Here is a 22,525-nt window from a genome sequence, read left to right as displayed (position 1 = left end):
AAAGGAGGTCCATCAACATGGCAAAAAATAATCAAAAAAGAAGTATGACTACAGAGGAAGCTGGCCGTAAAGGCGGTGAAAAAACATCCCGTAAATACGACCAGGAGCATTTTGAAGAGATTGGTCAAAAAGGCGGCGAAAAAGTAGCCGACGAATACAGCCAGGAGCACTTCGAAGAGATCGGTAAAAAAGGCGGAGAGAAAGTAGCCGATGAATATAGCCAGGAGCACTTCGAAGAGATCGGTAAAAAAGGCGGAGAAACTACCGCTCAGAATCACGATCAAGAATTTTATGAAGAGATTGGTCAAAAAGGTGGAGAAACTACCGCTCAAGAACATGACCAGGAGTTCTATGAAGAGATTGGCCAAAAAGGCGGAGAAACTACAAGTAGTAAGTACGGAGAAGAACATTACGAGAAAATAGGTAAAAAAGGCGGCCGAAATTCAGGTAATGGTTCTAACAATAACTAAATTTCAGCCGCTCGCACACAATAAAGCTGGTAACTTTATTTAATTGATACGACTATTATAACGGAGGTGTTTTTATATGGCAAAGAAAGAGCAGTTCAAGACCGGTGAAAAAGCTCCAGAAAGTGGCACATATAAAGTAGACAGCCTCGTCAATGGTAACTCTAGTAAAAATAAGCAAACCATCGAGCTGAGTGAGGGAGACCAATTCCCACCATCTCCAGCAGATAATGATGCAGCTTATTGGGTAAAATCATCTTAAAATCAAGCCCCTCTCTAAAAGGAGGGGCAAATTTAATCTCGCAAACTAGCTATATATAAATCTAAGAAGGAGTGTTGACTATCTTTTTCCATAGAAAAGAACTTCAATTCCATGCGAAACCCGAACGCCCAGACCCTATGTATGCAAAAAAATTGCAAGAAATCCTTGGAGGGCAATTTGGTGAAATCTCTGTTGCGATGCAGTATCTTTTCCAGGGCTGGAATGCCAGGGGAGATGAACGTTATAAAGATTTGATCATGGATACAGGGACAGAGGAATTGGGTCACGTAGAAATGATTTCCACTATGATCGCACGTCTGCTAGACGACGCCCCTGTAAATGAACAGGAGAAAGCGGCAGAGGATCCGGTCATTGGAGCGATCATGGGAGGTATGAACCCTCACCACGCCATTGTATCAGGCCTGGGTGCTATGCCGGAAAACAGTACCGGAGTACCGTGGAGCGGTGGTTATATTGTAGCGAGCGGTAACTTGATTACAGATTTACGTGCAAACTTAAATGCAGAATCTCAAGGAAGGCTCCAGGTGGCCCGTTTATATGAAATGACAGATGATCGAGGCGTAAAAGAGATGCTTTCGTTCTTGCTCGCAAGGGATACTATGCACCAAAATCAATGGATAGCGGCCCTCAAGGAACTAGAAGAAGAACACGGAACAACCGTGCCTTCCAGCGTACCGAAAGAATGGGAAGCAACTGATTTCTCTTATGATCTGCTTAACTTCTCAGAGGGAGAAGAAAGTAAAGAGGGGAGCTGGACATCCGGAAAAACCCCGGACGGAGAAGGTGAGTTCGGTTATGTAAAAGAACCCCAGGCACATGGTGGGAAGCAAGAGTTGAAACCAGCTCCTTCCTATATGCACGGTACACCACCAAAGAAAAAAGAAAAGAGTGGAATTTTTAAATAAAAGGAGGCACTTACATGGCTAAAAGTAACAATTATGCTCAACATGAAATTTTGGAAGTACATGAGATGCTGACAGTGAAATCAGCCTGTGCAGCCAAATCCTCCCTGATGCAGGGGTTAGCAACAGATAGCAAACTAAAAGAGTTGTTGGAAGAGGATGCTAAAGTTGCCCAGGAAGCGATAGAAGAGTTGAAAGGTATTCTTGAGGGAGCTAAATAAAGGAGGATATACATGGCTGGAATTTTAGATAAAATCAACAATAAAGACTTGATTAATGATGAAGTCATTGCCACAGATTTACTTGTCTCGGCAAAAGCAGCAGTTAGAAATTATTCAGTAGCAATCACAGAAACCGCAAGCCCTGAAATTCATAAAGTCCTGAAGAAACAATTAAATGATGCGATTGACCTCCACCATAAGATTGCCACTTATATGATTGATAACGAGTTATATCATGCCTATGATGTGAAAGAACAGGTTAACCATGACCTGGACAAGGCAGATTTAGCGCTTAAGATGCCAGCAAACAGTCAATAGAGATATAAAGGAGGATATGTATGGCTGAAAAGAATGAAAAACAAGACACACGAGACGGCATTTCCCCTGAACAGAAATTGAAAGAGAAAGATCCCAACCGTGATATCGATCCCCAACGGGAAGTGGAGAATAAGAACAAGAAAGAAAGCGAAAAGAACCCTGACGATTACGAATAGGAAATCGTCTGAAAAAGAAGAAAAATAGGTGAAGAAGTGTGCGGTGGTTTATGGACGAGTTGGAATGGTAATATTAAAGCATTCTAACTTCTCCCATAAGCCGCCTTTTTTGTGGGAAAAACTACTGTTTTCCAAAAAACATGGGAGATTGTACTTTGTATAATTGGATGGCATATCATTGACTTCAATAGTTATTATTTAAAAAGAAGACACACCAGTGTATGATAGGTGTGTCTGTTGTAGTGGTTAATTATTCTTATGGAGAGGTGGAGTTATTAACCAGCCTTTTTCTTTATTGAGTCTTAATGCTTTAGCGCCAGCCTGTGCTTTATTCATATGGAATTTCCCGAATAACATGGCTACATCTTCACGAGTAGATTGCCCAATAGCTTGGCTGCATGCCACCAGCCCCTGAGCAATATTCATAGAAATAGCTGCACTGATCTCAGGGTCATTAAATTTTGCACCTGCAGGTATAGATTCTGAATTTGCTACAGAGCGCTCAGGAGGAGAAGGAGGTAGCACGACACCATTCATTTTTAGTATCCCTTCAACTTCTTCACTTTCTTGTTTAATCCCTCGAACAAGGTCTTCTAAAAGCATTTTTAAGTCATGATCTCCTGCATGGTTGTACATTGTCTGATAATTTGCATCTGTTCCTTTTAAAGCTCCCAGGTAACTCCAGAGACTGAAAACTTCTCCATAATGAAGTGGTTCTTTCTGTTGGTTTCCACTCAAAATACCCATTCCATAATCACTCCTTATTCATTAATCATTCCTATTATTCGAAAAAAATTCCTAATTATGCTTTTAATGTGAAATTCTATAAAAAACTATTAGGTTGGATCATCCTTTTTATCAATATACAACGTTCCATTAGGAAGTACTTCTCCATAAAAAACTTGATTAATATCCTTAATTCCACTATTCTGCAGCTGTTGATATAGCCAATCTTCATTCTTTCCTAACCTTTGCAAGTTGTTCGTATTTATTTTACCGTCTGATATTACTTCGGTTGCTAAAGGATAAATATTATCTTTGGGAATAATGTTGAGATCCTTTTTTGTTGCGGGCTGATTGCTTTCATATTTCAATACAGAAAGTTGGCCGCTTGTCTCAAAAATAGCATATTGGACTTCCTTAAAAGTGAAAACATTTTTCTGACGTAGCAATGTTCGTAGAGCGTCGATATCAAGCTGTGTAGACCTAAGAGCGTCTTCCATTATCCTTCCTTCTTTAATGACGATTACAGGTTCGCCAGTGGTGAATTTCCGGGCTTTTTTTGACTTGATATCAATAAAAGCGACAATAAGGGTGAAAACAGTCCATAAGACTAAAGCGATGACACCGTTTTGAACGCTCAAGTTTCCATTCACAGCCAAGTTGGCAGTGATAGATCCAATCGAAATGGCAGAAACAAAGTTGAAGAAAGTCATCTGACTAATTTCTTTTCTTCCCATGATTCTTGTCAAGATAAAAAGTACAACAAATGATAAACAAACTCTCCATATGATCTCAGAGGTGCTCATTTCAATTAACTCCTTTAATAAAGTATGAAAGTGAATTACTTTTTCGGGTTCATGTGGTCACTACTTAGAGTCCCATTACACCTATTATCCATTCACACACCGAAAGATATTTGGAACAAAAGCGATTTGTTCCTAAAGTAAATGTATATATATCCTTATCGTTTTGGAGGCTCGTGTTTTAAATGCTTTTTTGTAATGGTTTCTTGCACAGGATGCAGATCTGGGCATATGGTAACTTTGAAGTACAGAGGGGGAATAAAATGTTTTTCCATGTAAAAGAATTGCAGTACGAAGCAAAGGTTTCTCAGCCTGATCCGATTTTTGCTAAGCAGTTGCAAGAAGTATTGGGAGGTCAGTGGGGAGAGATTTCAGTCATGATGCAGTATTTATTTCAAGGGATGAACGTTCGAGGTGGGAATAAAAAATACCGCGACTTATTGATGGATATTGGTACAGAGGAAATTGCACACGTGGAAATTCTTGCTACACTAATTGCGCGGCTGTTAGATAATACATCCCTTGAACAACAAGAAAGTGCCTATCAATCAGACCCAGCTATAGCTGCAATTATGGGAGGGATGAATCCGCAGCATGCGATCGTTTCGGGGTTAGGAGCTATGCCTGCAGATAGTGTAGGGAACCGTTGGACGGCTGATTATATCATATCCAGTGGGAATTTATTAGCGGATTTTAGAGCAAATTTAACAGCCGAATCCCAAGGCAGACTCCAGGTAGCACGGCTATATGAGTTAACGGATGATCCCTGTGTTAAAGATACATTAAGCTTTTTGTTAGCTAGGGACACAGCTCATCAAAACCAATGGATTCAAGCGATCAGGGAAATTGAATCGAAATCCGGGGACGTTGTGGTTCCGACTACATTCCCAAGATCAAAGGAGAAACAGGCAGTTGCCTATGACTTCTATAACACTTCACGGGGAGAAGCGGATGCTAATGGCCCTTGGGCTCAAGGTATAGCCCCTGATGGAAGAGGGCAATTCAGATATATATCTAATCCGGGACCATATGGCGGCCCTGCCAAACTTCTGCCTGCTCCAGAGGATGTGTATGATACTCCTCCAACTAAGAAATATTGAATATTCACGAGGGTTGTGATTAAAATTCATTCATTATCTTAGTTTCATAGAGGGTAAGTTGGGTTATGGATATCTTTGATCTTGCATAACAATTAAAGCGATAAACACCCCAGGTATATAGGATGGGACTCAATTGTTTTTGGCACTGAAATGTAGTTGGTTGTTTTACCCTTGGATTTGGGTAGTTTATAATGAGGGGAAATTAACAAAAGACAGGAAGTGCCTATGAGTAAACGAAAGAATCATGGATACAAGAAAACAAAAAATAAACCGAACCGATCCGGGAAACAGAAGCCTCCACAAGGCAAGCGTAAAGAGATTGATAAACCTTCACGAGGTCAGAAATCTGTCATTGCCGAGGTAACCTGCTCAGGCTTGACTGATGAAGGAAGAGGCATTGCTGAGTGGAAAGGAAAACAGTTGGAAGTGCCACTTCTGTTGCCTGGTGAGAAGGCTGAGGTGGCCATTTCCCAGAAGGGACGGTTTGTAACGGCAGAGTTGAAACGCGTGATCGATCCAGCAAAAGAACGGGTCGACCCGCCGTGTCCGTATTATTATGAGTGCGGAGGGTGTCAGCTCCAGCATATGAGCAACCAGGCACAATCGCGTTTCAAGCAGCAAACGATAAATCGTCTGATGAAGCCGTTTGGAGAGCCGGAACCTATTATGACGATGGATCACCCGTATGATTACCGGAATAAGAACCATATGACATTCGGTCTCAATCATAAGCGTCAAGTGATTGGCGGGTTGTACGGTCCACATACGCATGAAATCATCCCGATCGATAAGTGTCTCATTCATGATCCGAAAGCAGATGATATCGCAGCGACCATCAAAGACTACATGAAGAACTCGAAAATGCAGCCGTATAACGAAGACACTGGACAGGGATTTTTACGGCATGTACTAGTTAAAGTTGGCAAAGTCAGTGGAGAAATCATGGTGGTATTGGTCGCTGCATCTCCGGAATTTAAAGGCAAAAAGAATTTTGTGAAAGCTTTACGAAAAGCACACCCGGAAATTACGACAATGCTGTTGAATGTGAATAAACGGAAAACAAGTATCGTTCTAGGTGATCAGGAGGACGTATTGTTCGGTAAAGGAACGATTACAGATACCTTATGTGGACTGAAGTTTGAAATCTCGGCGAAATCTTTCTATCAGATTAATCCGGCACAGACGGAGAAATTATATGGAAAAGCGATTGAGATGGCCGAATTGACAGGGAAGGAAACTGTAATCGATGCCTACTGCGGGATTGGAACGATTGGTCTTATTGCCAGCCAAAAAGCAGGGAAGGTCATCGGCGTCGAGGTTAACAAGGATGCGGTTCGAGACGCTATCCAAAACTCCAAACGAAACGGTGTGAAAAATGCGCGTTTCTATCAGGGGGATGCAGGAGAATTCATGGTAGATATGGCAGAGCGCGGGGATAAAGCCGATGTGGTGATCATGGATCCCCCGAGAAGCGGAAGTGATGAAGCATTTTTATCAAGTGTTGTGAAGCTGCATCCGAAGCGTGTCGTGTATGTCTCCTGCAACCCGGAAACACAGGTTCGCGATTTGAAATATTTAGTGGAGAATGGATATGAAGTTGAAGGAATTCAGCCCGTGGATATGTTCCCGCAGACCTATCATGTAGAATCGGTTGCAAAGTTAGTGCGTAAAGGGTAACGGATAATAAAATTCCCAAAAAATTCAAGTGCCTGTACCCTTTCTTTGAGGTACAGGCACTTTTTGTGTGGGAAGGTGTTTGAAAAAGTGATGGCGGCAGTTTCTCACCATCTTCTTAAAAATAATTTTCTTTATAAAAACAACAAAACAAACAGTTGAAGATAAATTTGGACCATAATATAAAAGGCAATGGCGTATTTGTAGTTGAATAGTAAGCCATTCTTAACGATACTGAGTCGGTTCACAGAACTTAGAATAATCGATGGTAAAATCAGTGGGGATAACATAATCGAAATTACGCTTCCTGATGTTATTCCAAGAACGACGATCTCCGGTGGATAGGGAAGTTCGACCCCTTGCAAAATTCCTGAGACAAGGACAATGACCGTCAGGGGACCAAGTCCGATAAATCCTAAAATGATCACGACAAAAGGAAGTACCCATAGGAAGTTCAAAAATGGTACGGCATCGGATACATAAAAGAGACCATCAATAATATACTCGCCATATCCTGACTGATTCACCGCATCGATTAAAAATCCAGCCGCCAATAGAATCGAGAACTGTTGCGCTTTGTTTGGAATGCTTTTTGTTATATAAGTTTTTCCATTTTCCGTAATCGCCCCGCTTCTTCGGCGAATGATAAAGTAGAGTAGGACCCACGCTATGATTACGATCGGAATAATGAGGAGTAATTCCACGTTCCACAATGCGTTAAGAAGAAAAATGGAACCGAATAAAGTCACAAACAGAAGGCCGAATTCGCGTGCATCTCGATTCCCTTGTGTATCTTGTTTCTTTTGTTCTGTAATCTTAGCCAGTTGCTCTTGAATACCTGCTGTAAGGTCCACTCCATAATGACGTTCTTGAAAATAGGAGAAGAGAACAGATAATAAAATTCCAGCGAAAGAGATGAAGAAACCTTGCAAGATCGATAACCCTAACGATGCACCCAGGGCCTCCACAGCAAAAATAAAACTCGGTATGCTGACAACCCACAATGTTGTTAAGGCGAACGCCCTAAGTAACGCTGTTCCTTTATAATTCTCCCATACCTCCCCCTTTTGATTGCTTAAGAAATCATTGATCATCCCATATACCATAGGGATGGAGCCGAATAATAGGAAGTACGAGATGATCTGCGTAATCACCATCATCCCAATATAAAACTTGCGACTTGTATTAAGAAGCTTTTGAGCGAAATTAATGACGGATGCAATGTATGGCTTTTCTTCTAAAACCCAGCTAATCATAGGAACGATGAGCAAGAGAGCGATCAGCCCACTCATTACGGTAAAGCCGGAAACACTTGCTTCTATAAGAGAAGTTCCGGCTGATATATGGACAATAAGGGCGATTACAACAAGTAAAAGGGAGATCCATGCTTGCTTGAGAGGCAAGAAAAGATACCCAATGATAAAAGCAGTCAACCCGAATAAGGAAATAATCGTCGAAAGCTCTTCTCCATGTGTGAAAGAAACGACAAAATGCATAATCACATATAAACTAATACATAAGGTATAACCTCGTTTGGCCAGTTGTACCATTGTTGTTACTCCAATCTTAGTGCATTGTTTTAACTTACACATCGTAACACATGGAAGCTGAATTATCTTGAATCCTGCACAAGAAGGACTCCTATTTTCTTTTACGATTGACATTCACAACACCGAAAAGACTACCTCGTTAGTAAATGAGGTAGTCTTTTCGGTGCAGCTTAAGGTTGAAAAAGCGGTGTTATCTATTCTTTTCCAAGAAAGCATCCATGAGCTCATTAAACTTTTCACTATGTTCCCAAAACATGAGGTGGCCACCAAGTGTCTTCACTGATGTTTGGGGAGTCAGTTTTCTTAGATAGGTATGCGCTGTAGGTGCCCAGTGCTCAGCGACAATGAAAAGAGTCGGCACAGATTCACTACTCTGGGTAGCTTCCTTCCGATAATCAGAGAAGAGGCCGGAAGCGAATAAATTGGCGGCTATATAATACGGTGTTTTTAAGGATTGCTCCACGAGCCATGTTAATTCTTCATCTTTAAGTTCTCGCTGTACCATTACTCCGGTGGCATAGGCTGAAATGAAATCCCGCTGCCCCTGCGGATTTCGCAGATAGTTCGTATAAGCTGCTGCGAGATCATCAAGTGGTCCTTCCACCCAATCCTCGTCTTGTTGAAGGGATAATGATTTCGGCGGCATATCAATTAAAATAAGGGAATTGATGTGATCGGTACCGAATTGGCGAACATATTCCCATGCCGTTAAGCATCCGAATGACCAGCCTACAAATGTTGCATTCTCTACTTTTAACGCATTCAGCACTTTTTGCAGATCTGTCCCATGAGTAACATAGTCATTTCCTTGAACGGTTATAGTAGATCGTCCATGACTTCGAGGATCAATCACAATGGTTCGGTGCGTTTTGGAAAAATGCTCCACCTGTTCGGTGAAAACCTCGGTAGTAAATGTAAAACCTGGGATGAATACGATAGGGTCTCCCGTGCCGATATCCTGTACATATAATTCAACTCCTGGATCCACTTCAATATAAGCTTCCTTAGTTTTCATTGTGTTCCTCCCCATTTTATAAATATACGAAACAGTTTTCTAAATCTTATTCAACACACCTTCCTGCGATTTCTTTTTTTATGTAATGATTTAGATGTTCTAGGGGATGGAATAGGTACCCGTTAAGGATATTTAAAAAGGTGCGGTGGGGAGGAGCAATTCTAGGTGTCCGGGTGATAATCATATTCTCCTCTCTCTATGAGAGGGTTGGTCCCCCTTTTTTCAGGGACGTTTTAGGGCTTTCTATTCTATTGTAAATCCCTTGCTTTCCATCTCGTCTCATAGTACTCTTGGGGTTCAATGAAGGGAGTGGGAGACCATGACACGAGTGGTCATCTTAGCCGAAAAACCCTCTCAGGCAAAAGCTTATGCAGAGGCTTTTACAATACAGGAAAAAACAAAAACATACATTACTTTAAAACCGGATGATACCTTCCCGAATGGAGCGACCATCACATGGGGAGTCGGCCATCTGGTGGAATTGAAAGAACCTCATGACTATAAGCCGGAATGGAAGAAATGGAAGCTTGATCAGCTGCCGATCGTTCCTGATCGATTTCTTGAAAAAGTATCGAAAGGGAAGTGGGACCAGTTTAAAGAGGTCAAGCGTTTGTTCCAACAAGCGGACGTGCTCGTGAATGCGGCTGATGTCGACCGGGAAGGGTCAAACATATTCTACAGTATTCTCCGTTTAACGGGCGTGAAGGGTAAACCTATTCACCGTCTATGGATCAACTCTCTTGAGAAGGACGAAGTGCGCAAAGGATTTAATAATCTACAAAACAATGAAAAAGATTTGCGGATGTTTGATGAAGCGAAGGCCCGTCAAATCAGTGATTGGATGGTAGGAATTAATGCCAGCCGTCTGTTCACATTACATTTGCAAAAGAAAGGCTTCGGAAGCTACTTGTCGATCGGTCGTGTACAATCGCCTACGGTTTACTTGATTTATCAGAGGCACAAAGAGATTGAGAACTTTGTATCAGAGCCTTTCTACCAAATTGAGGGGCTTTTTCAATCAGCGACAGGTTCCTACAAAGGCTTAGCTGAAATTAAGGAAAAAGATAAAGTGAAGGTTCAGGAGCTGATGGACAAGCATGGGCTGAAAGAAAAAGAAGCTCATACAGGGATGATCCAACGTGTAGACAAAAAGACCAAACACCAAAAATCACCGAAGCTGCATTCGCTGTCCACTTTGCAAAGTGTTGCGAATAGACGCTGGAAATATACGCCGTCGCAAGTATTGAAGACAATACAGAAACTTTATGAGAAACGACTCGTTTCCTATCCAAGAACAGACTGTAATTATATTACTGAAAGTGAATTCTCTTATCTAGTGAATAACTTGAAGGCTTACCAGGATACGTTAGATATGTCCTTCACCCCTCTGTCTTTGAAACCGAGGAAGCGGTATGTCGACAGTAAGAAAGTTCAGGAGCACTATGCGATCATTCCGACGAAGTCTGTCCCGACGGAGAAAAAGCTGAGTGGGCTGAGTCGGGAAGAGCGTAATATTTATAACGAAGTCATGGCGACGACGCTAGCGATGTTCCATAATGATTACGTATATGAAGAAACGACGATTTTCACTCATGTTCAAGAACTGCCTTTCAAATCGACAGGGAGGAGAGAAGTGCAGCAAGGCTGGAAAGAGCTCTTTCCTAAGCCATCAAAAGCGAAGCAAGACAAAGAAGCGCTCCTTCCGAATGTGCAGAAAGGGGAGGAGGTGGGTGCACGCCTCGATATAAAAGAAAGTATGACGCAGCCACCGAAACCGTACACTGAAGGCCAGTTGATCAATATGATGAAAACGTGTGGAAAACTCATGGATGATGAAGAAGATGTGGAAATTCTAAAAGAAGTCGAAGGCCTTGGTACCGAAGCCACCCGTTCAAGCATCATTGAAACAATCAAGGCGCAAAAGTACATTGAAGTGAAAAAGAACAACGTCTATGTGACAGCTAAGGGGATCATGCTCTGTGAAGCGATTGAAGGAACACTGTTATCATCCCCTTCCATGACTGCCAAGTGGGAGTCGTATTTGAAGAAGATCGGTAGCGGAGAAGGGTCGAAACAAATGTTCATCAAACAGACGAGACAGTTCATTGAAAAGCTGATTCAAGAGACTCCTGGTTCCCTTCAACAGGTCCAAATCCTAACCACAGATGAAAAGAAAAAATGGAATACGCCAATTGCCAAATGTCCTGCGTGCCAGACAGGTGCCATCATGGATCGATATAAATTTTATGCCTGTTCCGAGTACAAAAAAGGGTGCAAAGTGAGTTTCCCGAAGAGGTTGGCTGGAAAAACACTGACACCAAATATGATTAAAACCCTTTGCGAAAAGAAGAGGACGAAGGTGTTAAAAGGATTTAAGGGAAAGAAGACGTTCAGCACTGCTTTAACATTAGACGAAGAATATAAAATTAAGTTCGATTTTAATAAAAAAACGGAAGCAAGAAGCTAGACTTAGTGCTCGCCACTCCTTATGGGGCTAGGCGAGGACGCCATCTCCTCACGATGTAAAAGAATGAGGGGATGGTGTTTTTTATTAGGTGAAATCTCTAAAAGGGAGTCTAAAAAAATAGTAAACTTCTAACATTTGTGAACAATTCTGTAATTTTTATAAAATTTAAGAATAAACCATAAAAAGATGGTATGATATATCTCATATCTTACCATTCCTCGAGGATATACGGTTTATTGAAAGCGTTTTATAAAAAACAGAAGAGGTTGATGAAAAGTTGACATTAATAGTGAAAGAAGCTTCCATTTTCGACCACACAGGTAACAAAATTTTGACAGAGGACCGTGAAATCGCGATCATTGCTAAAATGGAAGATCCTAAGATTGCTATATTGGGAAATGTGGTCAGTGATGCTGAGTGTGATGAACTTATCCGTCTTTCTCAAAATCGGATGAACCGGTCGAAAATCGGATCACACCATGAAGTAAGCGACATTCGGACAAGCAGCAGTACATTCCTTCCTGAAGACGATGTCACGACCAGAATTGAAAAGCGGTTGGCACATATTATGAATGTACCGATCGAACATGGAGAAGGACTTCACATCTTGAATTACAAACAAGGTCAAGAATATAAAGCACATTATGATTATTTTAAGTCAAAAGTCAAAGCGACAAATAACCCGAGAATCAGCACACTTGTCCTTTACTTAAATGATGTAGAGGAGGGAGGGGAAACCTACTTTCCACACATGAATCTTTCTGTATCTCCACATAAAGGTATGGGTGTCTATTTCGAGTATTTCTATTCGGATCCGGTGATCAATGAACGGACCCTTCACGGGGGCTCGCCGGTCACATCCGGAGAAAAATGGGCAGCAACGATGTGGGTGCGAAGAAAACAGTATAGGTAAGGAAGCGAATGGTATAAAGTTGGATGGATAAAGATGAACCTAAATGAGACACCTGCAATTGCCATAGGATGGCAATTGCAGGTGTTTTTTTGACAGTAAGGGGAGCAGCTTTAACTACCACTATTTCATTCTTGTGTTTTCTACTATTTTGTTCGCTCTTTTAAAGTCTTGCTGAAATCTCACTTGTTGCGTTTTAGTTAACGTACTTCTTTTTTCTTTGGCCATTTGGGCTTTCGATTTCATTGCTGATTCCTCCTTTATCTGTCATTAGTATCATTATGAACTTTTTAGGAGAAGGTTATTCTATACATGGTTGGTCTGGACCTGCCAAAATCATGCTTTCCATTCGCTAAGCGTTCACCAGCACTTGAAACTGATAGGTATGGCTTTTATGCTCAAGAAGGCCCACTTGTGACTGTCATTGGAAGGGTATAGAATATATAGTGGTGATCAGTAGGAAAGTGAGTGATGACAATGGATAGAATCGGTGTCTTAACCAGTGGAGAAGATGCTCCAGGAATGAATGCAGCTATACGTTCCGTAGTAAGAACAGGGCTATATGACGGAATAGAGATGGTTGGGATCAAGTATGGATTCCAAGGGATTTTAGATGAAACAGTGGAACAGATGGAGGCAGCTTCTGTAGGTTCGATTATTCAACGCGGAGGAACGATCCTCCAATCGCGTAGGAGTGAAGAGATCTCTACAGAGGAAGGACAGCAGAAAGCGATAAATAACTTAAAAAGAAACGGGATAGAGGGCCTCGTGATTATTGGGGGAAGAGACGCATTAAAAGTCGCTGCAGAGCTAGCCAGAAAAGAATTCCCGTGTATCGGCATTCCGGCCACTATAGATAATGATATTCCGTTTGTAGAGGAGACCATAGGGTTTGATACAGCACTAAATACAATCATCGACTATGTGGATCGTATTCGTGATACAGCATCATCCCATGAGAAATCCTCCATTATTGAAGTGATGGGGAGAGATGCAGGGAACTTAGCTTTATGGTCCGGGCTTGCAGGCGGGGCTGAAAATATTTTAATACCAGAAAAGAAAGATGACGTAGAGACAATTGTAGAGCAAATCAAGCGTGGCCCTTCAAGAGACAAAAGGTACAGCATTATTATCGTTGCAGAAGGAATTGTGAGTGGAATCGATCTCAATGCCAGGCTTAAGGAAGAAGCAGGTTTAGAGTCACGTGTGACCGTTTTGGGGCATACACAGCGTGGTGGGGCTCCTACCGCCAGAGATCGAGTGTTGGCTAGTCGTTTAGGAGCTTACGCCATCGAGTTGCTTTCTAATCAGGAATCAGGAAAATTAGTAGCACTGAAAGACAGCAAGCCAGTGAGTTATTCCTTTGAAGAAGTTTTTACACAAGAGCGGCACATTGATGAAAGTATGTACGATTTATCCGGGAGATTGTCTATATGAGGTAGAAAGGGACAATGCCAAAAAGATTTCCGAGTATATTCTGTTACGGGCAGTTTTTAATATGCTCAAGAGTACATTCCAATAAAAGCGCCTTCCCTTTCTTAACAAGGGCAGGCGTTTTTTTAGGTGGAAATATTCGAAACCTGATAGGTTACAAGCTAACATGAAGTATAGCTTGTACCATCTGTTTTCCTTAGAAATAAAGAGAAGCAGCCATATCCAAGATAAAGCTGGATGGGCTGCTTTCAGACGATTTTATATGCATTTTAACAAGAGATTGTGGAGGGAAGATGCTTTAAGTTGCACCCATACCACCGTCGACACGGTATTGACTTCCAGTGATGAACTTACTATCATCGCTGGCTAGGAACAAGACTAGTTTAGCGATATCTTCACTCTCTCCGTATCGTTTAAGAGGTATGGCTTGTTCTTGCTGTGTTTTTGCGCTTTCAGCGTCTTCAGGGTTGAATCCTGATTCAAGGGAGCGCATCATTCTCGTGTTTACGGGAGATGGATGTATAGAATTGACGCGTACCGTAGAATCTGCTGCTTCGAGGGCAGCAACTTTTGTTAATCCAACCACTCCATGTTTGGATGATACATATGGTGCTACTCCTGGAGATCCCATCAGGCCTGCAACAGAAGACATATTAATAATGCTTCCCTCTTGTTTTTCCATCATTACAGGCATGACGTGCTTCAATCCTAAGAATACACCACGAACGTTCACTCCATACACTTTATCAAAATCCTCGACCGTTTGTTCAGTAATCGGTGCCACTTTTCCTTCAATACCAGCATTGTTGAAAAAGACATCGATGGTACCGAATTCATCGAGCACCTTTTGGACATAATTTTGAACCTCATCTTCATTGGAGACATTTGCTGAGACAGTCAGCACATCACCGTGATCAGCCAGCTCTTTCTTTGCTTCATCGAGTCCATCCTCGTTCAAATCAACTAAGGCAACGCGAGCTCCCTCTTGCAGAAACAGTTTCGCAGTCTCTTTCCCAATACCACCACTTCCGCCAGTGATGAGTGCTACTTTTCCATCTAATCGTTTCACAAATATACCTCCTGTAAAGAAAATCACATAGAAATTATTCCCTTACGATAATATTTAAAACTATGTTCATAGGAAAAAATACCTCGGTCGCTCAAGTTACTATTTGGCGAGGTAAGGACCAATAAAAAAAGGTGACCCCGGTTCAATACCGAGGTCACTGTGCAGGATTATTCGTCTGGAAAATCTCAGCTAACCTTTTTCTGCTGTTTCTTTTTCCGTCTTTTAGACCATATCTCTTCATTTGCAGACTTATAGAAAGAAACGCCCATAAGAAGAACTATGACTGAGAATGGGAAGGCTGCAATAATCAAGACGTTTTGTAATCCTCCGGTCCCCCCGAAATATACAATAATCGCAGCCATCGAGGATAAGCACAATCCCCAAATAATTTTAACTGTACCTGATGGGTTCAGTGAGCCTTTCGTTGATAACATACCTAAGACGAAGGTGGCTGAATCTGCTGATGTAATAAAGAAGATGGCGATAACAAAAAGCGTGATAAAGGACATCAACATACCGAGTGGATATTGCTCCAGCATCGCAAAAGTGGCTGTTTCCATTGGATAATTAGAAATGGTTGCGAGTCCATGTTGCTCAAGGTCCAGAGCTGATACTCCGAACACGGCAAAGAAGATGAAACAAACAATTGCCGGGACAAATAAGACGCCGAGCATAAATTCCTTGATCGTTCGTCCACGTGAAATCCTCGCAATGAAAATTCCGACGAATGGGGACCAGGAGATCCACCAAGCCCAGTAGAATATAGTCCAGCTATCGATCCATGCACGGCTATCCTGATCTATAGGTGCGATACGGAAACTCATGTTGAAAAAGTTCGTAATATAACCACCAAGGGAATTGGTGAACATATTCAAAATATACAATGTCGGGCCGACGATTAAGAGGAGAATCATCAGAAGGAATCCAAGCATCATATTGATATTACTCAAGTATTTAATTCCTTTGCTGACACCGGACCAGGCTGAAAAGATGAATAGCGCAGTAGAGATAATCAATATTATTAATTGAACTCCATAAGTGCTGGGGGTATTGAATAGAAAGGCAAGTCCTTCATTTATTTGGGCAGAACCGAACCCAAGAGTGGCAGCAACACCAACTACGGTAGCAACGACAGCTAACGTATCGATGATTTTTCCTAGAATTCCTTCCATCCGTTCTTTTCCGAAGATCGGAATAAGAGTAGCGCTGATCAATCCGGCATATCCTCTATGAAACTTAAAATAAGCAAGTACTAAGGCAACGAGTGCATAGACTGCCCAGGCATGTATACCCCAGTGGAAAAAGGAAAATTGCAGCGATTCTTTAATAGCTTGAGCACTACCTTCCTCTGCGTTTGGACTGCTTTTGAAGGCATGAGAAATAGGTTCAGCGGTAGTCCAAAATACTAAGCCCATCCCCATTCCGGCACTGAATAACATAGCAAACCATGAAACCAGGCTGAACTCTGGCTTTTCATCGTTTTTACCTAGTTTAATTTGATTGAAACGGGAAAAAATCAAGTACACACAAAATGCCAGCATGATCATGATAATTAATAAATAGTACCAACCGAACCGAGTGGAAATAAAAGCGGTTGCATTGGAAGTCATTGTTTTCAGATGTTCAGGACCTATTACGCCCCATAGTACAAAAAGGCCGCAAATCCCGAGACCATACCAAAATACCCATGAAACTTTTTTCATCTATCTTCGCTCCTTATGTAAGATTCTGTCGAAATTCGAAAAATTCAACACCTTTTTTATGTTACATATGAATCTTATCCTTTGCAAATCTACTTCTCTTAAAAGCAAATGCACATACCCTTCTTCTCTGGAAGATTACCCTTCTCCATTCTGTTCACTGATTCAACCAATGAAATTATACCTGGAAGTCTACATTCTGAGATTTTGATGAAACCATGGATGGCCGCTTTCCACTGGGAGACCCATCAGTCACCAAAGAAAGGCGAATCGTTTTCTCGGCCCACTATCTTAAACAAAAGTCCTGAAATATAAATGGGATTTTTTTACATTTTAAAAGATTAAAAATGTATCACTGAGCTTCACTGAGGAGAACTGAGACGAACTGAGCTCACTGAGTGGTACTCAACGGCTCTCAGTGGATTTGGTGACTTTAACGATCTGCTGGTAGATTTATTCTAGCGAAACAAGCCCACAAGGAGGACTAATATATGCCGAAACAAATTCCACTCGTCGATACAGACATTCACGAGCGCGTCCAATATGAGGAACTCCTCGAGTATTTGGACGAGCCGTTCAAACATTACATCCAAAATTGCCACTGGATTCAAGAGAAACATATGCCTTATACCCAACCTTCCGTAGCCGGAGTTGATCGTGCCGATGCAGTTGTTCCAGACGGCAGACCAGCTGGATCAGATCTAGCATTCATGCAGGAACAACTTTTAGATGATATCGGCCACGAGTTCGGTATATTGACAGGAGCGTTGGATCCGTCTCCATCATCCATGCATGGGTGGTACGAGATGGCCGCAGCTCTAGCTTCTGCTTACAACGACTGGCAGATCGATAAATGGTTAGATAAAGACGAACGTTTATATGGATCGGTCCATGTGGCTGCTCAGGATCGAGACGAAGCGGTGAAAGAGATTGAAAGAGTAGGAAACCATCCGAAAATGGTACAAGTCTTACTTCCAATCGATGACATCATGTGGGGCGATCCGTATTATCACCCGATTTTCGAAGCCGCTGAGAAGCACAACTTGATGATTGGCATGCACCACAATGAACCACCTGTTTATTACGGGAAATGGCCAAGATATTTTATCGAATGGCATACGTTAATCCCTACCGCCCATATGAAACAAGTCACCAATATGATTTTTAACGGTGTGTTCGAAAAGTTTCCGAATCTTGGACTTATGATGATCGAAGGCGGATTCACGTTCATTCCTCATATGATGTGGAAGATGGATCAGCAGTTTAGAGACTTACGACACGAAGTACCATGGCTGAAAAGAAAGCCAAGTGACATTATGAAAAAACATGTCCGATTCTGTACCCAGCCATCAGAAGAGTTAAATAAAAAAGACTTTATGTCGCTCATTGAACAAATGGGAACAGAAGAAATGATTTGCTTTGCAACGGACTATCCTCACTGGGACTACGATTCCCCTCATCGGGCGTTGCCAAACTTGGATCAAGAGTTAAAAAAGAAAATTTACTTTGAAAATGCCAAGAATTTTTATCCTAAAATTCCAGACACAAAGGAGAGATAACATGAAGGAACAAGTGGTTTGTAAGACAACGGATATCCAGCCGGGAGAAATGATGGAATCCTTCTTCGGAAAACAAAATGTCCTCATATGTCGTACCCCTGACGGTAAGTTCTATGCCTTTATGAACCAATGTAACCATCAAGGTGCCCCTCTTCATAAGGGGATGATTTGTGGTGCAACGACTGAACAGAGTGAACCCGGAGAATACCATTACTGTCATAAAGGCGAAATCCTTCGTTGTCCGTGGCATGGGAGAGAATTTGACATAAAAAATGAAGGACGAATGCTGGCCAACCCTGACAAAAAGCTTCCGAGCTTTAACGTACGGGTCGAAGATGAAGATGTCATCGTTTATAAATAATCCAAATACCACAAAAGAGGGTGATGTACACATGAATATAAATCAAACAGAAAATATATCTGACGTGATTATCATTGGGGGAGGGCCTACTGGTTTATTTGCTGCTTTCTACGGCGGAATGCGGGAAATGTCAGTGAAAGTCATCGACAGCTTACCTCAACCGGGCGGTCAATTAATGGCTTTATACCCTGAAAAATATATTTACGATGTTGCTGGATCACCAAAAATCCTAGCCAAAGACCTTGTTCACCAGCTGGAAGAACAAGCAAATCAATTTGATCCAGAAATGTGCCTGGAAGAAAACGTCCAGAATGTAGAAAAGCTCGAGGAGCACCTTTTCAAAGTAACGACAACGAAAGCGGTCCACTATGCGAAAACAGTTTTGATCACGAGTGGCGCAGGAGCGTTTCAACCACGCCGTCTGAAGCATGAATCTGCGGATAAGTATGAAGGGAAAAATCTCTTCTATTCCATCACAGACTTGCAGGCCCATAAAGGACAGCGGGTATGTATTTCCGGCGGAGGAGACTCAGCTGTCGATTGGGCACTTATGCTGTCAGAAATCGCAGCAGAAACGACCCTTGTTCACCGCCGTAATCAATTCAGGGCCCACGAACATAGTATCAATCAATTGAAAGAGACAAATGTTCAAATCAAAACCCCAATGGCGATCGATGATATCGTAGGTACAGAAAACCACATACAGTCAGTGGTTTTAAAAGAAAACAAGGGGGAGAAAACTGAAAACTTGGAAATCGATTCCTTAATTGTCAACCACGGGTTCCTATCAAGTCTTGGCGCTATTAAAGAGTGGGGGCTTGAGATTGAGAAAAATTCGATTGTAGTCAATCAGAAAATGGAGACGAATATTGCAGGAATTTATGCCGCCGGTGATATTACCACCTATGATGGGAAAGTGAAGCTGATTGCAACTGGGTTTGGGGAAGCCCCGACAGCTATCAGCCAGGCAAAACATTATATTGATCCAAAAACAAGAGTTCAGCCGCCTCACAGCACAAGAGTGTTAGGTGGAGAGTAATTCCTTGTTATTACAAGCTAAAGAGACGGACGGAGCGGACAACTATATAAGCGTTTTATTTGGCCTGTTTCTAACCTTTATGAGGATCAGCCCCCTCGCTTTTGGGGGTGGGATTGCTTTGATTCCTCATATTGAGAGGGAAATAGTTAACAAAAAGAAGTGGTTTGCGACAGAAGATGTGCCCAATGTATTAGCGGTCGCCCAATCGGCTCCTGGTTCGATTGCTATTAATTCAGCCATTTATATCGGTTACATGGTTCGTGGGATAGGTGGTGCCGTCGCTGCTATGATCGGAATGTTGATTCCCTCCGCTCTAATAATTCTTGGGTTAACCTATCTCTTTTTGGCCTATCAAGACCTATCCTTTGTACAGAGTGCTTTTCAGGGGATTCGTCCAGCCATTGTCGGACTTATATTATTTGCAGCTTTTAAAATCGGCAAAGGAGCGATAAAAGATCGTTTTACCGTGTTGTTATTCATAATCGCCACCAGCCTGCTTTTCAGCTTATCGATCTCCCCGGTGTTCCTGATCATCGGGGGTGCCTTAACAGGATGGTTATCTCATACGTGGCATCCTAAAAGGAGCTGACGATTATGCTCTTGTTCTATCTTTTTATCGAGTTTTTTAAAATCGGCTTGTTTGGATTCGGTGGGGGATATGCGATGATTCCACTTATGGAACAAGCGGTCCGTAAACATGAATGGATATCTCCCCAACAATTCACTGATATTATTGCCATTGCCGGGTCAGCTCCAGGTCCAATTGCAACCAATTCGGCCATGTTTATAGGCTATCAAACAGCAGGGGTAGGAGGGGCGGTCATAGCAGCCGTCAGTAATTTACTTCCTTCTTTGTTCGTAATCCTTTTATTAACTAAACTGCTGGCTCGTCATGCGCAAACTCCATTATTGAGTCGCAGCTTATATGGAGTTCACCCAGTGATAACGGCGTTGATTTTGTATGCCGGAATCCGAATGGGAATCCAAAATGATCTCTTTACAACATCCGTGGACACTTTTCAGTATGCAATTATGTTATTAGCGGTGATTCTGCTGTATAAAAAAGTATCACCGCTTTTGGTGATCAGCCTTTCCGGTATTTTAGGGATTTTGATTTATGGTTAAAGGAGGAAGAGACTAATGATGAAGAAAAACATGTACATCAATGGTGAATGGACCGCAGCCACTAATGGTCATACACGTACGATTATTAATCCATTCAACCAAGAGACGATTGCCGAAGTTCCAGAAGGGGATGAAACGGATACACAGTCGGCAATCCTTGCAGCAAGGGAAGCTTTCGACAATGGAGAATGGCGTCATACCTCTGCAACGGAACGAGGGAAACTTGTGCAGAAAGTTGCTGAGTTGATTGAACGTGACCAACAGGAATTGGCTGAACTTGAAACATTGGATTCAGGAAAGACTCTGACAGAAAGCATCGATGATATGAAAACCATTGCGGAAGTGTTCCGTTATTATGGGGGTCTTGCTGACAAAGATGGTGGAGAGGTGATCGAATCCCCGATTCCTGATTCCAGAAGTAAAGTCGTTCGCGAGCCTGTTGGTGTTTGCGGGCAGATCACACCGTGGAATTATCCGCTCTTACAAGCTTCCTGGAAATTGGCACCGGCACTTGCTGCAGGTAACACTCTTATCATTAAACCGAGTGAAATCACTCCTTTGACCACAATTAAAGTGATGGAGCTGATTGAAGAAGCAGGGGTACCTAAAGGGGTGGCAAACCTAGTATTAGGTTCAGGCGCCAAAACGGGCCAGCTGCTTGCTGAGAGCCATTCCGTTGATCTTATCTCCTTTACTGGGGGGATCGAAACAGGAAGGAAAGTTATGACGGCCGCTACAGGAAACTTTAAAAAGGTTGCTCTAGAACTCGGTGGTAAAAACCCTAACATTGTTTTTGATGATGCAGACTTCGATACAGCGGTAGACCAGGCTTTGAACGCTGTCTTTTTCCATGCCGGTCAAGTATGCTCAGCAGGTGCCCGATTGCTCGTTCAAGATTCCATTCATGATCCATTCATTGAAGCTTTGGTGGAGCGTGCGAAACAAATCAAACTCGGTAATGGCTTTGATGGTTCCACCCAATCAGGGCCGCTTATTTCCAAAGAACATCGTGAAAAAGTGGAAAATTATGTACAAATCGGCATTCAAGAAGGAGCTAATCTGATTACAGGCGGCAAACGACCGAAAGCGGAAGGATTGCAGGCAGGCTTCTTTTTTGAACCAACGATTTTTACCGAATGCGAAACATCCATGCGCATTGTCCAAGAAGAAACCTTTGGTCCACTATTAACCGTTGAACGCTTTAACACGGAAGAAGAAGCGGTGCAATTAGCAAATGACTCTAAGTATGGTCTAGCTGGAGCTGTTTGGACAACCGATATCAGGAAAGCAGAACGTGTCGTTAGCGAGTTAAGAATGGGCACGGTTTGGATTAACGACTTCCATCCTTATTTTGCCCAGGCTCCATGGGGAGGATATAAAGCTTCTGGTATCGGTCGTGAACTAGGAAAGCAGGGACTTGAAGAATATACCGAAGTGAAGCATGTATATGAAAACACAAACCCAGCTCCGCTTCACTGGTTTTAAAATCCTATCCTCATTTACATGATTGGTCCTATTATATTAATAACATCCTTTATAATATAGAAAGGATTAAATTAAGCTCCCCTCGTTGGCTTTACCAAGAAGGGGAGCTTATTCTAGTTCAAATAGAACTCATCAACATTAATC

General features: G+C 42.2%; 24 protein-coding genes. 17 read left to right on the top strand and 7 right to left on the bottom strand.

Features of this window, described 5'->3' with window-relative positions; translation table 11 throughout:
• Positions 1-17: 17 nt before the first annotated feature.
• The 6 genes from BMZ58_RS08945 (at position 18) to BMZ58_RS21075 (ending at position 2,367) form a co-directional block, all read left to right on the top strand.
• Positions 18-470 (top strand): general stress protein, encoded by a 453-nt coding sequence (locus BMZ58_RS08945; protein WP_075036203.1) that lies wholly within the window; start codon positions 18-20, stop codon positions 468-470.
• A gap of 76 nt (positions 471-546) precedes the next feature.
• The gene (locus tag BMZ58_RS08940) at positions 547-729 is read left to right on the top strand and encodes a YjzC family protein (RefSeq protein WP_075036202.1); all 183 of its coding nucleotides are present in this window, start codon (positions 547-549) and stop codon (positions 727-729) included.
• 80 nt (positions 730-809) lie between these two features.
• Entirely contained in the window at positions 810-1,655 is an 846-nt protein-coding gene (locus BMZ58_RS08935) for a manganese catalase (protein ID WP_075036303.1), read from the top strand.
• 14 nt (positions 1,656-1,669) lie between these two features.
• The gene (locus tag BMZ58_RS08930; RefSeq protein WP_075036201.1) at positions 1,670-1,873 is read left to right on the top strand and encodes a hypothetical protein; all 204 of its coding nucleotides are present in this window, start codon (positions 1,670-1,672) and stop codon (positions 1,871-1,873) included.
• A 12-nt stretch (positions 1,874-1,885) separates the two neighbouring features.
• Positions 1,886-2,191 carry a spore coat protein gene (locus tag BMZ58_RS08925; protein WP_075036200.1) on the top strand — a complete coding sequence of 102 codons (306 nt, stop codon included), beginning with the start codon at positions 1,886-1,888 and terminating at the stop codon, positions 2,189-2,191.
• 20 nt (positions 2,192-2,211) lie between these two features.
• Entirely contained in the window at positions 2,212-2,367 is a 156-nt protein-coding gene (locus BMZ58_RS21075) for a hypothetical protein (RefSeq protein WP_167360055.1), read from the top strand.
• Between the two features lie 246 nt (positions 2,368-2,613).
• Here BMZ58_RS21075 and BMZ58_RS08920 read toward each other — a convergent pair whose 3' ends face one another.
• Positions 2,614-3,114, bottom strand: coding sequence for a DUF3231 family protein (locus BMZ58_RS08920; protein ID WP_075036199.1), 501 nt, complete (start codon positions 3,112-3,114; stop codon positions 2,614-2,616).
• An 89-nt stretch (positions 3,115-3,203) separates the two neighbouring features.
• A complete protein-coding gene (locus BMZ58_RS08915; protein WP_075036198.1) occupies positions 3,204-3,896 on the bottom strand; it encodes a DUF421 domain-containing protein in 693 nt (230 codons plus the stop codon).
• A 260-nt stretch (positions 3,897-4,156) separates the two neighbouring features.
• Here BMZ58_RS08915 and BMZ58_RS08910 point away from each other — a divergent pair, with 260 nt between their 5' ends.
• Both BMZ58_RS08910 and rlmD read left to right on the top strand, forming a co-directional pair.
• Positions 4,157-4,993 (top strand): manganese catalase, encoded by an 837-nt coding sequence (locus BMZ58_RS08910; protein ID WP_075036197.1) that lies wholly within the window; start codon positions 4,157-4,159, stop codon positions 4,991-4,993.
• 225 nt (positions 4,994-5,218) lie between these two features.
• Positions 5,219-6,670 carry a 23S rRNA (uracil(1939)-C(5))-methyltransferase RlmD gene (rlmD, locus tag BMZ58_RS08905; protein ID WP_075036196.1) on the top strand — a complete coding sequence of 484 codons (1,452 nt, stop codon included), beginning with the start codon at positions 5,219-5,221 and terminating at the stop codon, positions 6,668-6,670.
• 131 nt (positions 6,671-6,801) lie between these two features.
• Here rlmD and BMZ58_RS08900 read toward each other — a convergent pair whose 3' ends face one another.
• The gene (locus BMZ58_RS08900) at positions 6,802-8,331 is read right to left on the bottom strand and encodes a hypothetical protein (RefSeq protein WP_244151519.1); all 1,530 of its coding nucleotides are present in this window, start codon (positions 8,329-8,331) and stop codon (positions 6,802-6,804) included.
• A 76-nt stretch (positions 8,332-8,407) separates the two neighbouring features.
• Positions 8,408-9,232, bottom strand: a complete 825-nt coding sequence (locus BMZ58_RS08895) for an alpha/beta fold hydrolase (protein WP_075036194.1) — start codon at positions 9,230-9,232, stop codon at positions 8,408-8,410.
• A 319-nt stretch (positions 9,233-9,551) separates the two neighbouring features.
• Between BMZ58_RS08895 and BMZ58_RS08890 the strand changes: the two genes are divergently transcribed.
• Entirely contained in the window at positions 9,552-11,699 is a 2,148-nt protein-coding gene (locus BMZ58_RS08890) for a type IA DNA topoisomerase (RefSeq protein WP_075036193.1), read from the top strand.
• A 277-nt stretch (positions 11,700-11,976) separates the two neighbouring features.
• Entirely contained in the window at positions 11,977-12,612 is a 636-nt protein-coding gene (locus BMZ58_RS08885) for a 2OG-Fe(II) oxygenase (RefSeq protein WP_075036192.1), read from the top strand.
• A 120-nt stretch (positions 12,613-12,732) separates the two neighbouring features.
• Here the strand turns inward: BMZ58_RS08885 and BMZ58_RS20790 are convergent, their stop codons facing one another.
• Entirely contained in the window at positions 12,733-12,855 is a 123-nt protein-coding gene (locus BMZ58_RS20790) for a YfhE family protein (RefSeq protein ID WP_139207318.1), read from the bottom strand.
• Between the two features lie 231 nt (positions 12,856-13,086).
• On the opposite strand from BMZ58_RS20790, the gene pfkA reads away from it, so the two are divergent.
• Positions 13,087-14,046, top strand: a complete 960-nt coding sequence (gene pfkA / locus BMZ58_RS08880) for a 6-phosphofructokinase (RefSeq protein WP_075036302.1) — start codon at positions 13,087-13,089, stop codon at positions 14,044-14,046.
• Between the two features lie 295 nt (positions 14,047-14,341).
• Here the strand turns inward: pfkA and BMZ58_RS08875 are convergent, their stop codons facing one another.
• The gene (locus tag BMZ58_RS08875; RefSeq protein WP_075036191.1) at positions 14,342-15,112 is read right to left on the bottom strand and encodes an SDR family NAD(P)-dependent oxidoreductase; all 771 of its coding nucleotides are present in this window, start codon (positions 15,110-15,112) and stop codon (positions 14,342-14,344) included.
• A gap of 185 nt (positions 15,113-15,297) precedes the next feature.
• Complete coding sequence (locus tag BMZ58_RS08870) at positions 15,298-16,815, bottom strand: BCCT family transporter (protein ID WP_075036190.1); 1,518 nt, start codon at positions 16,813-16,815, stop codon at positions 15,298-15,300.
• A gap of 488 nt (positions 16,816-17,303) precedes the next feature.
• On the opposite strand from BMZ58_RS08870, the gene BMZ58_RS08865 reads away from it, so the two are divergent.
• The 6 genes from BMZ58_RS08865 to betB are packed head-to-tail and all read left to right on the top strand — an operon-like array spanning position 17,304 to position 22,381.
• A complete protein-coding gene (locus tag BMZ58_RS08865; RefSeq protein WP_083412650.1) occupies positions 17,304-18,371 on the top strand; it encodes an amidohydrolase family protein in 1,068 nt (355 codons plus the stop codon).
• A 1-nt stretch (position 18,372) separates the two neighbouring features.
• Positions 18,373-18,732, top strand: coding sequence for a Rieske (2Fe-2S) protein (locus tag BMZ58_RS08860; protein ID WP_075036189.1), 360 nt, complete (start codon positions 18,373-18,375; stop codon positions 18,730-18,732).
• Between the two features lie 31 nt (positions 18,733-18,763).
• The gene (locus BMZ58_RS08855) at positions 18,764-19,771 is read left to right on the top strand and encodes an NAD(P)/FAD-dependent oxidoreductase (protein ID WP_075036188.1); all 1,008 of its coding nucleotides are present in this window, start codon (positions 18,764-18,766) and stop codon (positions 19,769-19,771) included.
• A gap of 4 nt (positions 19,772-19,775) precedes the next feature.
• Positions 19,776-20,360, top strand: a complete 585-nt coding sequence (locus BMZ58_RS08850) for a chromate transporter (protein ID WP_083412648.1) — start codon at positions 19,776-19,778, stop codon at positions 20,358-20,360.
• A gap of 5 nt (positions 20,361-20,365) precedes the next feature.
• Positions 20,366-20,896, top strand: coding sequence for a chromate transporter (locus tag BMZ58_RS20785; protein ID WP_139207317.1), 531 nt, complete (start codon positions 20,366-20,368; stop codon positions 20,894-20,896).
• 18 nt (positions 20,897-20,914) lie between these two features.
• On the top strand, positions 20,915-22,381 hold the full coding sequence (betB, locus tag BMZ58_RS08845) for a betaine-aldehyde dehydrogenase (protein WP_139207322.1): 1,467 nt from the start codon (positions 20,915-20,917) through the stop codon (positions 22,379-22,381).
• The last annotated feature ends 144 nt before the right edge of the window (positions 22,382-22,525 follow it).

The organism is Halobacillus dabanensis, assembly GCF_900114165.1.
In the GTDB taxonomy this organism is placed as follows: domain Bacteria; phylum Bacillota; class Bacilli; order Bacillales; family Halobacillaceae; genus Halobacillus; species Halobacillus dabanensis.
Note: the sequence above shows the minus strand (reverse complement) of the source record. Positions and strands in the feature narration are given on the sequence as shown.